Raw genomic sequence first — 15,583 nt, 5'->3', positions numbered from 1 at the left:
CGTACCGGACCCTTTCACTGGAGGTACCTCCCAGCTTGCGGTAGTTTATCTCCTAAATAGCTTTCCATGTAGAATTCTGCATAGGGGCACAGCGAATTTTTCGCGTTACTTTACCTCCGGCTTAGGGGAGGAGGCTGCGATCCTGTAGGATTAACCACAAAAAGTGGCTATAAACTGGACTCAATCTAAATAAGACTTCCCTTTTGCTACAAGTTTGTTAAAGAATTGTCATCAAAGTATCTTTGCCCGACCAGCGGAGAGGGGCCTTACGGCTTCGCTCTGCAATCCCTTAAATGTCAAGCTCATAATGACATATTTTACCAAAACCTACCGGTACCTCCTGCTGATTTTCTGCCTCTTCCTGGGGGCGGGCAGCACCTTCGCGCAGCAGGAACAAGCCGATGACCTTACCGCTGAGTCAGTCGCAGAAGGCGATCCCGCCGCTACGGCGGCCGCGGATGCCACCCCAATTCCCGATGCGGCCACCGCCGCCGTTTCTCCCGGTGAAGGCGATGCCGACCTGGGGGCGGCGCTATGGAAGGCAAATATTTGTGGTTCCTGCCACGCGGCCAGCATGAAGGATAATATGACGGGTCCCGCGCTCGGCGGCGTCCAGGAACGCTGGGCCGGCGAGCCACGCGAGCACCTGTATGAGTGGATCCAGAATTCCCAGAAACTTATTGGGTCCGGTAAGAGTGCCCGTGCCATAGCCGTCTGGAACGAGTGGAAACCCACCGTGATGTCCAGCTACACCAACCTGAGCAACGACGACGTCGAGCACCTGCTCGCCTACATCAACGCCGTTTACACCGGCACCTACGGCCCTAAGGGAATTACCGTCGGGCCGGCCGTGGCTGAAAACCAGGAAAGCGCTGACAATACCTGGCTGTTCGTAATCCTCGGCGGTGCCCTGGTGCTGCTCTCGCTGATCCTGGCCCGGGTCACCAGTAACCTGCAGTATATGGTAGAGACGGCGGAAGGGACCACCCCCGGTACCCGCCGTACCCTGGCTCAGATCCTGACAAGCCGCGGAATGATCGCCTTCGTGATCTTCGTAGTAGTAGTACTCGGCGGATACACCACGGTGAACCATGCTATCGACCTGGGGCGGCAGCAGGACTACCAGCCCGAGCAGCCGATCAAGTTCAGCCACGAGGTTCACGCCGGCATCCACAAAATTGAGTGTCAGTACTGCCACGACGGCGCCCGCCGGTCCAAGCACTCGGTAATTCCGGCTGTGAATACCTGTATGAATTGCCACCGCGCCATTAACTACGGTAGCCAGTACGGTACCGCCGAGATCACCAAGATCTTCGCCGCCATCGGTTGGGACCCCACGGAAGGGGCCTACATCGAGAACTACGACCAGATGACCAATGAGCAGGCCGAAAAGATCTACAGCAAATGGATCGCCGACAAGTACATCAGCGAAGGCGGCGACATCGACGAGGTAGAAAATGTAGTCGAGGAGCAGTGGGAAGGCATTTACGCCGCCCTCACCAACGAGTACACCAGCGACGAGCGGGTACCCGGTCCCATTGAGTGGACGCGCATCCACAACCTGCCCGATCACGCCTACTTCAACCACGCACAGCACGTTACCGTCGGTAAACTGAAGTGCCAGAACTGCCACGGCCCCGTGGAGGAAATGGAAGTGGTGTACCAGTACAGCCCCCTGAGCATGGGCTGGTGTATCAACTGTCACCGCGAAACGCAGGTACAGTTTGAGGACAACGACTACTACAACTCCTACCAGCGCTACCACGAAGAGCTGAAGGAAGGAGCCCGGGACGGTGTCACCGTAGAAGACATCGGCGGACTGAACTGCCAGCGCTGCCACTACTAAAAAATCTTATCAATACCGCCTCGGCGGATTTCCGGTGTGCGGGAAGCCTCCCCACCCAAAGTATAGTTGAATGAAGAAGCAAGTCAACAACGTCTGGATAGGAACCGACCAGTTAGAAAACAGCCCGGCGTACCGGGCCGCTACCGACGGTGAAGTTGCCCAGCGGGATTTTGAGAATCCCCGTCTCGAAGCCACCCGCCGCGATTTTCTGAAGTACCTGGGTTTCGGCGTGACGGCCGCCACCATCGCCTCCTGTGACATCCCCGTCCGTAAGGCGATCCCCTACGTTTCCAAGCCGGATACCATCGTACCGGGCGTGGCGACCTACTTCGCCTCTACTTTCGTCCAGGGCGGAGACTATGTACCCGTGCTGGTCAAGACCCGTGAAGGACGCCCCATCAAGATCGAAGGCAACTCCATGAGCCCGATCACCGAAGGCGGTACCAGCGCCCGCGCCCAGGCCAGCGTGCTGAGCATGTACGACACCAGCCGCTTCGATGGCCCATTCCGGGTCCGGAACGGGCAGGTGCAGCGCGCCCGTAACTACGGCGACAACCCCGGTTGGGAAGTGTTCGACGCCGAGATCAGCGACCGCCTCAAGGAGGCTCGCCAGATCCGCATCCTCTCGCACACGCTGCTGAGCCCCTCTACCAAGGCGGCCATCCGCGACTTCAAGAACCGGATGCCCGGAAATACCGTCCTGGTGCAGTACGACCCGGTGTCGTCTTCGGCACTGCTCGATGCGCACCAGTCGGCCTTCGGCGTTCGCGCCATTCCGCACTACCGCTTCGACAACGCCAATGTAATTGTCGGCTTCAACTGCGATTTCCTCGGTACGTGGATCTCGCCCGTTGAGTACGCCCGGCAGTACGCCACGGGTCGCCGCACCGACAGTGGCCGCATGTCGCGCCACATTCAGGTGGAAAGCCACATGAGCCTGACCGGTTCCAACGCCGACAACCGCATCATGGTCAAGCCGAGCCAGCAGGGACAGGCCATTCTCGCCCTCTACAACGCCGTAGTCGGCGGTGGGGCGTCGGCCAATCTCGACGCGGCCACCACTGCCAAAATCGAAGCCGTTGCCCGTGAACTGAAGGGTGCCCGCGGTGCCGGACTCGTAGTCAGCGGCAGCAACAACCTGTACGAGCAGCAGCTTGTCCTGGCCATCAACCGTGCGCTGGGCAGCTACGGCAGCACCATAGAGACCAACCGCTGGAGCTACCAGCGCCAGGGAAGCGACCAGCATATGGCCCGCTTCGTTGAAGAACTGGAATCGGGTGGGGTAGACGCCCTCATCGTGCTCGACGGCGCCAACCCGGCCTACGATAACCCCTGGGCCGGCCGCATCAACGCCGTGCTGGAACGCAACGACCCGGATTACGAACCCACCCGCCTGGACGCCGACGAAATCGACGACCGCAGCGAGGAGGCCGATGCCAAGGCCGAGAACGATCCCGGCGTAGATTCCGACGTAATCGACGATCCCATCCGCGCCGGCTTCCGCCGTATCCTTACCATCAGCATGAGCGGTATCCCCACGGAGACCAGCCAGCTGTGCGAGTACATCACGCCGAACCACCACTACCTGGAAAGCTGGAGCGACGCCGAAGCCGTCCAGGGGGTATACTCCCTGATCCAGCCCGCCATCGTCCCGATCTTCGCCAGCGTCAACCGTTACGGTACGCGGCAGGAAGGTGAAAGTCTGCTGATCTGGGCCGGCGAAACCGAGCGCTACGACGCCACGGCCGAGCAACCATACATGCAGTACGTGATGAAGAACTGGGAGGAAACGGCCTTTGCCGCCCAGAACACCTTCACCTCTTTCCGTTCATTCTGGGACAGTGCCCTGCACGATGGCGTATTTAACGCCGCCGCTTCGGGAACGATCCAGGATTACGGACTGGGCTACGGAAGTCCCGCCCGGCCTTCCGCCACGACTACGGCACCCGCGACCGCGCCCGAAGAAGATGTAGCCGCAACGGCCATTCTGCCGCAGGCGGAGATTGTGGTCCTCGACGTGAATGACTTCGACGAATCCGATGCCGTACGCCGAATCTCGGCCGCCGTACAGGTAGAAAGCGAGATTACTTTCTACGAGACCATCAATATGGGCAACGGCGTGTACGCCACCAACCCCTGGCTGCAGGAATGTCCCGACCCCGTCACCCGTACGGTCTGGGGCAACTACCTGACCATCCCCGTGACCTGGACCGGTGGAAATTCCTACACGGCATACAAGGACCTAAACGGCGAGGAATACAAGGGTAAGGCCGACCTGGTAGAACTCAGCGTCCGCGAAACCCCCGAAACCGTGACCGTTGTGCGCCAGTTTGGGCAGATGCCCGGCACCTTCGGCCTGGCACTCGGCTACGGTCGTCGCCTCACGGGTGCTCCGGGTCGTGCACTCGGCCAATCGGTCGGCGTGAACGTCTACCCCTGGCTCACCGTCGACGCCGACGGCTACGTGCAGTACTACTCCACGGAAGCGACCATCTCCGGCCGCGTCGGGGTGGAAGACGAATTTGCCAGCGTGCAGTACCACCACACGATGGGACTCACCACCAGCAACGAAGAGGGCACCACCTACTACGACAAGCGCACGGGTGAAACCCAGAAGATCGCCGGAGAACTCACCGAGGAGCAGATGGAGCACCTCGAACCCTACAACGTCGACGAAGTCACCGTGATGGAGATCGGCGAGGGTATGCAGGGTGGCCTGACCGATCGCTCGATCATCTTCCAGGGTACCTTCGAAGGACTGCCCGAACTGCGGGAGCACATCGCCGAACGCCGCGCCGAAAGCCAGCACCTCAACGAACAGACCCTGTACCCCTACGAGGAGTACGTCAAGGACATCTACAGCCAGGGCCACTGGTGGGCCATGCACGTGGACCTGACCGCCTGTATCGGTTGTGCCGCCTGTGAGGTGGCCTGCGTGGCGGAAAACAACGTGCCGGTCGTGGGTAAGTACGAGGTCTCGCGCCACCACGAGATGAAATGGCTGCGGATCGACCGCTACTTCTACGGAGACGTTGAGAACCCCCGCGCTGTTTACCAGCCCATGATGTGCCAGCACTGCGACAACGCACCCTGCGAGAACGTCTGCCCGGTAAACGCCACGCAGCACAGCGATGAGGGTGCCAACCAGATGATCTACAACCGCTGTATCGGAACCCGCTACTGCGCCAACAACTGTCCGTACAAGGTGCGTCGTTTCAACTGGCTCGACTACACCACGGCCGACCTCTTCAGCAGCAACGAGCCGGAGATCGCCGACGAGGACCTGCCCTTCGGAGCCGACAACCTCACCCGGATGGTGCTTAACCCCGACGTTACCGTGCGCAGCCGCGGTGTCATCGAGAAGTGCAGTTTCTGCGCCCAGCGCCTGCAGTCGGGCAAGCTCACCGCGAAGATCGAAAAGCGCGCCCTGCGTGATTCCGACGTGCGGACGGCCTGCCAGACCGCCTGCCCGACCGGTGCGATCACCTTTGGCGACCGCAACAACAATCAGGGAGATGTACGGCGCAAGCTCGATAACCCCCTGAACTACCTCGCTCTGGAAGAGGTCAATACCCAATCTTCCGTATTCTACGCCGCCCGGGTACACAACCCGATCGACGCTTTGGAATCCTAGTCCAGTGCGCTAACCGTTGGCCATCCATCCCGGGTAAGGGGCGGGTTACCAGCAGATTACAATAACGAAACGAACCCGCAACAACAACTGAACCGATTTGCTTTAGACCGCCGGAGGGTGTACCCAGCTCTTCCACCGTACAATGTGAATCGAAAATCGTAAATCTCTATGAGTGGACATATAGCACCGGTACGTCAGCCGCTGGTTACGGGTCATAAGACCTATCACCAGATTACGGAGGACATCTGTCGGCCGACGGAAACGGCACCCTCCCTGTCGTGGGTCATCACCTTCATCATCTCGGTGATGTGCCTGGGGCTGTTCGCCTTCAGCGTTGCCTGGACCGTCTGGGTCGGCATCGGTTCCTGGAACCTCAACCGCACCATTAACTGGGGCTGGGACATCACCAACTTCGTCTGGTGGGTGGGTATCGGTCACGCCGGTACGCTCATCTCGGCGATCCTCTTGCTGTTCCGCCAGAAGTGGCGGACGGGGGTGAACCGGGCCGCGGAGGCCATGACAATCTTCGCCGTAATGTGTGCCGGTCAGTTTCCGCTCATCCACATGGGGCGCCTGTGGCTGGCCATCTTCATCTTCCCGTACCCCAATACGCGGGGCCCACTGTGGGTGAACTTCAACAGCCCGCTACTCTGGGACGTATTCGCCATTTCGACCTACTTCACCGTATCGCTGCTCTTCTGGTATGCCGGTCTGGTTCCCGACCTCGCTACCGTGCGCGACCGGGCGGTAGGACTCCGCAAGAAGATATACAGCATATTCAGTTTCGGCTGGAACGGATCGGCCAAGCACTGGCAGCGGTGGGAGAGTCTTTCGCTCATCCTCGCCGGACTGGCTACGCCGCTGGTACTTTCGGTACACACCATCGTATCCTTTGACTTCGCCACTTCGGTGATCCCGGGTTGGCACACCACGATCTTCCCGCCTTACTTCGTGGCGGGGGCCATCTTTTCCGGCTTCGCCATGGTACTCACGCTCATGCTGATCGCCCGCAAGGTGCTGCACCTGGAGGATTACATCACCATCGAGCACATCGAGTCGATGAACAAGGTGATCCTGCTCACCGGCTCCATCGTCGGGGTAGCCTACCTCACCGAGCTCTTCATCGCCTGGTACTCGGGCTACATCTACGAGCAGTTCGCGTTTTTGAACCGGGTGCTCGGGCCTTATTACTGGAGCTACATCGGTATGATGCTGTGTAACGTGGTTTCTCCCCAAATTTTCTGGAGCCGCCGCCTGCGTACGAGCCTGTTCTGGACCTTCTTCATGTCGATCTTCATCAACATCGGTATGTGGTTCGAGCGCTTCGTCATCATCGCCACCACACTGGCGCGCGATTACCTGCCCTCGAGCTGGAGCTACTACGTTCCTACCTGGGTTGAGATTTGCATCTTCATCGGTACGCTGGGCCTCTTCTTTACGCTGTTCCTCATCTTCACCCGCGTGGCACCCGTAGTGGCCATCGCCGAGATCAAGAGCATCCTGAAGACGGCCGGTGACCAGTACATTGGCCCCAATGCCCTTGCACATTCTCACGCCGGCACCTCGCCTGCCCACAGCGCCACCCAGCATGGTACGGTAGTACCACCGGAGGTAAACGACCTGTCGGCCCGGGGTACGGTAGACATCGACGGAGAAAACGACAAACCACTAGACTAAGCCGCTTAACGCGATCATATCATGGCAACAATCAGAATAGAACGAGACGGCGCGGACGCGGGTGCAGTGGAAAGCAACCGGGAATTCGTAGCCGCCGGGCAACGCAACATCCTTTTCGGGCTGTATGACGATGAAGTGAAACTGCTCGACGCGGTTAAGGCGGCGAATGCCGATCACTTGGACATCGACGACGTGTACACCCCGTTCCCCGTTCACGGACTGGATCCCCTTTTGGGCCTCGAGGAAAGCCGCCTCCACGTGGCGGGCTTCATCTTTGGAACCATCGGCTGTCTGTTCGGCTTCGGTTTCATGACCTGGGTCTTCACCCGCGACTGGCCCATTATTTTCGGCGGTAAGCCCTACTGGTCTGTACCGGCCTTCATCCCGATCACCTTCGAGCTGACGGTTCTTTTCTCGGCCGTCGGGATGGTAACGGTCTTTTACATCATAAACGGCCTGGGGCCGGGCGCCGAGCCCCGCCGCCTGCACGATCGCATAACCGACGACAAGTTCTGCATCGCCTTTGACGTCACCGAGCTGAGCGGTAAAGAAGTCGACCGCCTGCGTGATTACTTCGACCGCACCGGTGTGGAAACCGTGCACCAAAAAATGGTGGCGGCCTAACGGGCGCCTCCCTTCTAAACCCTTTCCGCATGAAACTGCACAATCTGATCACCGTACTCGTCCTGGCAGCATCTCTTGCCGCCTGTAGCGACGCGGAGGATGACTTCCCCGGAAGCGAGTACATGCCCGACATGGCTCACTCGGTGGCAATGGAAGCCAACACCTATAACTATTATTACTACAATACCTGGAATGACCGTTCCACGGTGAAGCTCGGTGAACTGGCCTACCCCAAGTATACGGTCGACGGAACGGTACCCCGCGGCTACGCCGGGCAGTACATCCCGGGTATGCGCCCGCCGAATAATATCGGCGACGCGGAGAGCATGCTCGGTGGTCTGATGCCTACTGACTCGCCGAACGCCATGTCTATCCCCACCAATGGCCACGTGCCCTACTACTACGACGATACACCGGAAGGTCGTGAAGCCGCCATCGCCGACAACATGACTAACCCTTTCCCTATCACGGAGACCGGACTCGTGCGCGGGGCCAACCTGTACAGCATCTTCTGTGGCATCTGCCACGGGGAAGCTGGCGATGGACTGGGCTACATCTACGATACCGACAAGAACCCCCAGGCAAAGTACCCGGCCGCCCCGGCCAGCTTCCTTCGCCCGGAATTCCTGGAAGCATCCAACGGTCGCTATTACCACGCAATCATGTACGGCTACAACGTGATGGGTGCTTACGCCGACAAGATGAACTACGAAGAGCGTTGGCAGGTGATTCACTACATCCGCTCTCTGCAGGCCAAGGAAACGGAAACGGAGTACAACGAGGAGTTCAACACCTTTAATCCTTCGGTAGCTACCCCGCTGGTAGACTTTGATCCGCTGGCCCAGCAGGTGCCCAACGTCCAGCAGGAGGACCCTGAACTGATGAGCGACGCCGCCCCCACCGGTGGTGCCACCCAACCGACCCTCCGCAAGAAATAACGACCCTTCATCTTTAGTGGCGGCCCGCCGCCACCAAATCGAATAACTCCCCATGGAGAACTTTGTATTCTCTTCCCGCGCAAAGACCACCAACCTGGCCCTCATGGGTGTCGGTCTGGTCTGTCTCATCATCAGTTACTTCGTTGACGGTGGAGAAGGTCACCACATGCGGTTCTGGACCAACTTCCTCCACAACTCCGTTTTCTTCCTGGGTATCGCCGCCCTGTCTGGCTTCGCGCTGGCCGCTTTTACGACCGCCTACGCCGGCTGGTTCGTACAGTTCAAGCGGGTGTGGGAAAGCTTTTCCACCTTCCTGCTGCCGGGCCTCTTTCTCATGGGGGTCATTATTGTAGGACTGTTCCTGCACAGCCATCACCTCTACCACTGGAACGACGAGGCGGCCGTGCTTGAGGATCCCATCCTTACGCACAAATCCTCCTTCCTGAACAAGTGGTGGTTCGCCTTCGGAACCATTGGATTCGTCGGCCTGTGGTATTTCCTGCTCGGCAAAATGCGTAACATCAGCCTGGCCGAGGACCGCGACGATGCGGACCAGGACTTCTCCTACTACCGCCGCTACAAGAAATACGCCGCCATCTTCCTGCCGATCTTTGGATTCACCAGCGCGGCAATGATCTGGCAGTGGGTAATGTCTATCGACAGCCATTGGTATTCCACCATGTTCGCCTGGTACGCCACGGCTTCGCTCTTCGTTGCGATGACGGCCCTGACCATCATGCTGCTCATTTACTTGAAGAGCCGCGGTTACTACACCCTGGTCAATGAGGAGCACTTCCACGACCTTGGCAAGTACCTGTTTGCGATCTCGATTTTCTGGACCTACCTGTGGTTCAGCCAGTTCATGCTCATTTGGTACGCCAACGTGGGAGAGGAGACTATCTACTTCCGGGAGCGGATGCAAAACTATCCGGTACTGTTCTGGTCGAACCTCGCCATCAATTTCGTGCTGCCCTTCTTCGTCCTGATGCGCAACGATACCAAGCGCAAGATGGGTACCCTGTTCTTCGCCTCGGCCTTCCTGTTCTTCGGCCACTGGCTGGACTACTTCAACATGATCAAGCCCGGTGCGCGGCTGACGCTCATCGAGATGGCCGCCCACGAAGAGCACGGTGGTGAGCATGGCGGGGAGGAGCACGGTGATACCGCTGTAATGGGTCACGATCAACACGCGGATGAGCACGATGGCGACGAAACCGCCGCTCTGGCCGAGGGCGAAGTGGTCAGCGAAGGCGACAATCTGGAAGAAGGACCGATCGTCGACGATGCCTACGCCAATGACAACGTTCACTTCGACGCATCCGCCCAGGATGAAGGTGTGCCGGTAGCCAACGAATTCCGTGGCGGACCGCCCCAGACCAGGGAGAACAGCCGCGAAGTGCTGGCAACCGCCACCGATCGCACGGACCCCGACGTCTTCGAGCCGAACCATTTCGTCCAGGAACAGTACGTCAGCGATAATGAATTGCTCGGGCACCTCGAGTCGGCCGGTGGCCACAGTGAAGCCCTGCATACCCTGGGATTCAAATCCGGGTATACCCTGCCAGGCCTTCTTGAGATCGGTACTTTCCTCGGCTTCCTTGGTGGTTTTCTCTTCTTCACCATGAGTAAACTGGCCGCCGTTCGCCTGGAGCCCAAGAATGATCCTTACCTGGAAGAGAGCATTCACCACCACACCTAGAATCCACTGTTTAGACTAAATCTAAAAAAAGTGTAAGGTGGTAACCAACTTAAGCACCACTCGTTAATTTTACAGCCGTCCCGACCAAAAGAAGTCAACGGCACGAAACGAAGCTAATCTACTGGTATGACTACGTTCATCATCTTTATTTGCATAGCGCTGTTGCTGCTGATCATCGTGCAGGTCGCGCGGGTGCGGGACCTGGCGAAGAAACTGCGCGGCAGCGAGGAAGTAGAGGCCAAGGCCACTAAATCCACGGGTTATGGCCTGCTGTTCTTCATGGTGGCCCTGCTCGTGATTACCACGGCTTCGGCATACTACTACAAGAATTACATCCTCGGCTTCGGTCCGCATGCATCCGCTTCGCTGCACGGCGAGGAGATCGACAGTATGATGAAGTGGACGCTGGGGGTTACTTACGTCACCTACATCCTCACGCACATCGCCCTGTTCTACTACGCCTATAAGTACCGCAGCCGCAAGGGGAGGAAGGCCCAGTACATGAGCCACAACAATACCGTGGAATTGGTGTGGACGGGTATTCCCGCCATCGTCATGACCTTTCTGGTAGTTGGTGGACTTGACGCGTGGAACGAGATCATGAGCGACGTGGGCGAAGATGATAACTACATGGAGATCCAGGCCAGCGGCCGGCAGTTTTACTGGCAAATGCGCTACCCCGGACCGGATGGTCTGCTCGGACGTACGGATTTCCGCCTCATTTCCGGCAACAACCCGCTAGGCCAAGATTGGACCGACCCCAAGAATCACGACGACATTCTGGTGAACGACGTTACCCTCCCGGTCGACCAGAAAGTCCGGGTAAGAATCACCGCAGTCGACGTACTACACGACTTCTACCTGCCCCAGTTCCGCGTCAAGATGGATGCAGTCCCCGGCCTGCCGACCTACTTCGTCTTCACCCCACGTACCACCACCAAAGAGTGGCGGAAGGGACTGTCTGAGTACGAAGAGTACCAGGGAATCGATCCGGAATCCGACAGCGGACAACAGCTTTGGGAAACCCGCAACTTCGAACTGGCCTGCGCCGAACTTTGTGGTATTGGCCACTGGTCTATGGCCCGTACGGTCACCATCCTGGAACAAGACGAGTTTGACACCTGGTACGCCGGTCAGACCCCGTACTACGAGGCTAACATCATGGGTACGGATGCCGACCCGCTGTTCATGGCCGACGTAAAGGAGCGCCGTAACGCCTTCAACGAAGCGATTGGTCAAGCCATCGCGACACCCGCTAACGACGACAACTTCATTTCGCTGGACCACGTAAACTTCGAGGACGGCACGGCCGATCTGACCGGTGATAGTGAGTATCAGTTGAACGACCTGATCGGCTACCTCGAAGACAATGACGGGGTAGGGGTTATGCTCATGGGCCATGCCGGTAATGGCGCGGAAGAAACCGAGAACGTATCGCTGAGCACCCAGCGCGCCGAGGCCATTCGCACTTACCTGATCGACGCCGGCATCGACGCGAACCGCCTGCGGTCACGCGGTTATGGTTCAACTCAATTGATGACGACATCCGGTGGAGAAGCCGCCGAGAGCCGCAACTCTCTAATCGAAATATACATTACTGAAGGTGGGGTTTCGGAGCCACAGGCACCTGATCTCTCTTCCAAGTAATCTCCTTTAAGAAATACCCTACAATCTGAATTCCATGGCTACAGCAGCAGCACCTACGATGGCCCCGCTGAAGCGCGAAGAAGCGCTGATCGAGGAATTTGGGTACGATGATCACTTCCACGAGCACCACCACGGTGACAAGTACCAGTCGAACTTCGTCTCCCACTATATTTTCAGTCAGGATCACAAGATGATTGCCAAGCAGTTCCTCATCACGGGGATGTTCTGGGCCATCATCGGAGCGGCCATGTCGCTGATCTTCCGCATGCAGCTCGGCTTTCCCGAAGAGAGCCTTGCCTGGCTCAAACCGGTGCTGGGCAAGTGGATCACGGTCAACAGTGAAGGTATCGGTACCCTGCAGCAGGACTTTTACTACGCGCTGGTTACCATGCACGGAACTATCCTGGTGTTCTTCGTGCTTACTGCCGGTCTCTCCGGGACATTCAGCAACCTGTTGATCCCCTTGATGATCGGCGCGCGCGACATGGCCTCGCCACTGCTCAACATGCTCAGCTACTGGTTCTTCTTTACTTCCGGTATGATCATGTTCGCCTCACTCTTCCTTTCCACCGGCCCCTTCGCCGGCGGCTGGGTGGCGTATCCGCCGCTTTCCGCGCTGCCACAGGCTATGGACGGTTCCGGCGCGGGTATGACACTTTGGACGATTTCACTGGTGTTGCTGGTCATCTCCCTGCTGCTGGGGGGTATCAACTACATCACCACGGTCCTCAACCTCCGCACTAAAGGCATGAGCATGTGGCGTCTGCCGCTGCCGATCTGGGCTTTCTTCGTGACGGCCATTCTAGGCCTGCTTTCCTTCCCGGTACTGACCTCGGCCTTTTTCTTGCTAATGCTTGACCGCGGTATCGGCACGAGCTTCTACCTGAGCGACATCTACATCGGCGGCGCGGCCCTCGACCACGTCGGCGGTAGCCCGATCCTTTACCAACACTTGTTCTGGTTCCTGGGACACCCCGAGGTGTACATCATCATCCTGCCCGCCTTCGGTATCGTGTCGGAGGTACTTTCGGTCAACGCCCGCAAGCCCATCTTCGGCTACCAGGCCATGGTGTTTTCCATTCTGGCGATTGCCTTCCTGGCTTTCATCGTCTGGGCCCACCACATGTTCATGTCTGGCATCAACCCCTTCATTGCCAACTTCTTCGTGATATTCACCCTGATCATTGCCGTACCCTCGGCGGTCAAGGTGTTCAACTGGATCGCCACCCTGTACGGTGGCAACATTCGCTTTAATCCGGCGAGCCTGTTTGCTATTGGGTTCGTTTCGATGTTCATCTCCGGTGGCCTGACCGGTATCTGGCTCGGTAACTCCGCGCTTGATATTCAGCTGCACGACACCTACTTCGTCGTGGCTCACTTCCACATCGTAATGGGGGTAGCTGCCTTCTTCGGCATGTTCGCCGGGATCTACCACTGGTTCCCGAAGATGTATGGCCGCTTCATGAACGATACCCTCGGCAAGGTTCACTTCTGGGGTACCACCATCGGTGCATACTGCGTATTCTGGCCGATGCACTATCTGGGTATGGCCGGTGTCCCGCGCCGCTACTACAGCTTCGACAGTTTCCAGACTTTTGGTCATTTCGACGGGATGAACAAGTTCATCACAATTGCCGCCCTGCTGACCTTCGGCTTTCAGCTGCTGTTCGTCATCAATTACTTCTACAGCATCTGGCGCGGTCGCAAAATGACCACCAAGAACCCCTACAATGCCAATACGCTGGAATGGACCACGCCCATCGAGGTAGGTCACGGCAACTGGCCCGGTAAACTGCCGACGGTTCAGCGCTGGGCCTACGACTACAGCAAAGACGGTATCGATAACATTTCCCAGGTCCAGCCCACGCTGGAGGGAGAGAGCGTCGAGCACTAACTCTTAATCTACCGGCACCCCTTGACGGGAGTGTCCTGGCGACCCGTAGTCCGTAGGCCAGTCGCCGCGGCTACGGGTCGTTTTTTACCTCGCATGAAAGCATCAACCACAAGTCGGACGTACACTTTGGAATTTGCCCGCAAAGTCAGTGATCTGGCGGCCCTGGTGAAGTTCCGGTTGTCGGCCACTGTCGTATTGTCGTCTGTTTTGGCTTACCTGGTGGCCCTGGAGGCCGGTGGCGTGAGTTGGTGGGCCGTTGGCGTCCTGACCGCAGGTGGTTTCCTGACCACGGCCGCCGCCAACATTCTCAACGAGATACTGGAGAAGGATTATGACCGGCAAATGGAACGCACCCGCCGCCGCCCCCTGGCAGAAGGTCGCATGTCAAGCAGCGAAGCCCTGCTGATGGCCGGCTTTGCCAGCCTTGGGGGCATATCCTTTCTCGCGCTGTTCAATCCATGGACTGCCATCCTCGGAATGATCTCTTTGATGAGCTACGCCTTCGTCTATACGCCGCTCAAGCGGGTAGGGCCCGTAGCCGTAGTGGTGGGTGCTGTACCGGGGGCACTGCCGGCCCTGATCGGTTGTGCCGCCGCGGAAGGGGCCATCACGGGATTGGGTGTTACCCTCTTCACGATTCAGTTCTTCTGGCAGTTGCCGCACTTTTACGCCATCGGATTTTTGGGCAGCGCAGACTACCGCAAGGCAGGCTTCCGCCTCGTGCCGGAGATCGACGGCAAGGTTGACGTCCGTACGCTCGGTCGAGATGCCATCATCGCTACATTGGTGCTCATTCCGCTGAGCCTGCTTCCGTACGCACTTGGCGTTACCTCCGCGTGGGCAACCGTTCTGGTTGCCTTGCTGGGCGTGGTTTTTTTCTATTATGCCCTGAATTTCTATCGTCGTCCCGAGCGGTCGACGGCACTGCGAATGATGTTTTTCTCCTTTGCCTACCTGCCGCTCGTGTTTACGGTCTACTGGGCCGGTAAACTATATGTATCATGAGTGCAATTGAATCAACTTTGAACCACCGCATCGACACTCCGTCTCGTCGCAGCAAACTTCACCCGCTGAAGTTTGCCCTTTACGTGGGATTGGGTAGTCTGGTGATGATGTTTATCGCGCTGACCAGCGCCTATATCGTGCGCCGGGCATCCAGCAACTGGCTGGAATTTTCGATCCCGACCATTTTCTACGTGAACACTTTGGTCATCGTCGTCAGTAGCCTAACTTTGCACGCCGCGTACCGGGCCTTCAAACGGGAGGCAACACGGGCGTACCAGGTGTTGATGTCGGTGACCTTCCTCCTTGGTCTTGCCTTCCTCGTTCTCCAGTACATGGGGTGGGAGGAGTTGGCGGCCCAGGGCGTTCCCCTGAAGATTAACCCCGCCGGTGATTTCGTCTACGCCATCAGTTGGTTGCACGCCCTCCACGTGGTGGGCGGCGTGGCCGTCCTGCTGGTGTCGGTTGTTTTCGCCTACGCCATCAAGTTGCGGAAAACCCCGGCCCGTCAGCTGCGGCTGGAGTTGACCATGATCTACTGGCACTTCGTGGACGTACTTTGGATTTACCTCATTCTGTTCCTGAGCCTGCAGCGCTAGTCTTACTATAATATATTATCAAC

At 58.1% G+C, this 15,583-nt stretch carries 10 protein-coding genes; all 10 read left to right on the top strand.

The features are described 5' to 3' along the window. Window positions 1-307: 307 nt before the first annotated feature. Window positions 308-1,846, top strand: a complete 1,539-nt coding sequence (locus tag E4021_RS03960) for a c-type cytochrome (protein WP_136456596.1) — start codon at window positions 308-310, stop codon at window positions 1,844-1,846. 70 nt (window positions 1,847-1,916) lie between these two features. Further along, window positions 1,917-5,480, top strand: coding sequence for a TAT-variant-translocated molybdopterin oxidoreductase (locus E4021_RS03955; protein ID WP_246050216.1), 3,564 nt, complete (start codon window positions 1,917-1,919; stop codon window positions 5,478-5,480). 168 nt (window positions 5,481-5,648) lie between these two features. Next, window positions 5,649-7,157: an NrfD/PsrC family molybdoenzyme membrane anchor subunit gene (nrfD, locus tag E4021_RS03950; protein ID WP_136456595.1), complete on the top strand. Its 1,509-nt coding sequence runs from the start codon at window positions 5,649-5,651 to the stop codon at window positions 7,155-7,157. Between the two features lie 21 nt (window positions 7,158-7,178). Further along, window positions 7,179-7,781 carry a DUF3341 domain-containing protein gene (locus E4021_RS03945; protein ID WP_136456594.1) on the top strand — a complete coding sequence of 201 codons (603 nt, stop codon included), beginning with the start codon at window positions 7,179-7,181 and terminating at the stop codon, window positions 7,779-7,781. A gap of 29 nt (window positions 7,782-7,810) precedes the next feature. Further along, entirely contained in the window at window positions 7,811-8,719 is a 909-nt protein-coding gene (locus E4021_RS03940) for a c-type cytochrome (RefSeq protein WP_136456593.1), read from the top strand. 52 nt (window positions 8,720-8,771) lie between these two features. After that, complete coding sequence (locus tag E4021_RS03935; protein ID WP_211096955.1) at window positions 8,772-10,418, top strand: hypothetical protein; 1,647 nt, start codon at window positions 8,772-8,774, stop codon at window positions 10,416-10,418. Between the two features lie 126 nt (window positions 10,419-10,544). Then, window positions 10,545-12,065: an OmpA family protein gene (locus E4021_RS03930; RefSeq protein WP_246050215.1), complete on the top strand. Its 1,521-nt coding sequence runs from the start codon at window positions 10,545-10,547 to the stop codon at window positions 12,063-12,065. 58 nt (window positions 12,066-12,123) lie between these two features. Beyond that, window positions 12,124-13,959, top strand: coding sequence for a cytochrome c oxidase subunit I (locus tag E4021_RS03925; protein WP_136457263.1), 1,836 nt, complete (start codon window positions 12,124-12,126; stop codon window positions 13,957-13,959). 126 nt (window positions 13,960-14,085) lie between these two features. After that, complete coding sequence (gene cyoE / locus E4021_RS03920) at window positions 14,086-14,964, top strand: heme o synthase (RefSeq protein WP_246050214.1); 879 nt, start codon at window positions 14,086-14,088, stop codon at window positions 14,962-14,964. Beyond that, window positions 14,961-15,560 (top strand): cytochrome c oxidase subunit 3, encoded by a 600-nt coding sequence (locus tag E4021_RS03915; protein WP_246050213.1) that lies wholly within the window; start codon window positions 14,961-14,963, stop codon window positions 15,558-15,560. Before cyoE ends, E4021_RS03915 begins: the two co-directional genes overlap by 4 nt. The last annotated feature ends 23 nt before the right edge of the window (window positions 15,561-15,583 follow it).

This window comes from Neolewinella litorea, assembly GCF_004803465.1.
GTDB classification, from domain to species: domain Bacteria; phylum Bacteroidota; class Bacteroidia; order Chitinophagales; family Saprospiraceae; genus Neolewinella; species Neolewinella litorea.
This window is presented reverse-complemented; position numbering and strand designations above follow the sequence as displayed.

What these genes read in the sequence shown, in the direction of transcription:
- E4021_RS03960 (WP_136456596.1), top strand. Translation starts at nt 308, where the DNA reads ATGACATATTTTACCAAAACCTACCGGTACCTCCTGCTGATTTTCTGC.
- E4021_RS03955 (WP_246050216.1), top strand. Translation starts at nt 1,917, where the DNA reads ATGAAGAAGCAAGTCAACAACGTCTGGATAGGAACCGACCAGTTAGAA.
- nrfD (WP_136456595.1), top strand. Translation starts at nt 5,649, where the DNA reads ATGAGTGGACATATAGCACCGGTACGTCAGCCGCTGGTTACGGGTCAT.
- E4021_RS03945 (WP_136456594.1), top strand. Translation starts at nt 7,179, where the DNA reads ATGGCAACAATCAGAATAGAACGAGACGGCGCGGACGCGGGTGCAGTG.
- E4021_RS03940 (WP_136456593.1), top strand. Translation starts at nt 7,811, where the DNA reads ATGAAACTGCACAATCTGATCACCGTACTCGTCCTGGCAGCATCTCTT.
- E4021_RS03935 (WP_211096955.1), top strand. Translation starts at nt 8,772, where the DNA reads ATGGAGAACTTTGTATTCTCTTCCCGCGCAAAGACCACCAACCTGGCC.
- E4021_RS03930 (WP_246050215.1), top strand. Translation starts at nt 10,545, where the DNA reads ATGACTACGTTCATCATCTTTATTTGCATAGCGCTGTTGCTGCTGATC.
- E4021_RS03925 (WP_136457263.1), top strand. Translation starts at nt 12,124, where the DNA reads ATGGCCCCGCTGAAGCGCGAAGAAGCGCTGATCGAGGAATTTGGGTAC.
- E4021_RS03915 (WP_246050213.1), top strand. Translation starts at nt 14,961, where the DNA reads ATGAGTGCAATTGAATCAACTTTGAACCACCGCATCGACACTCCGTCT.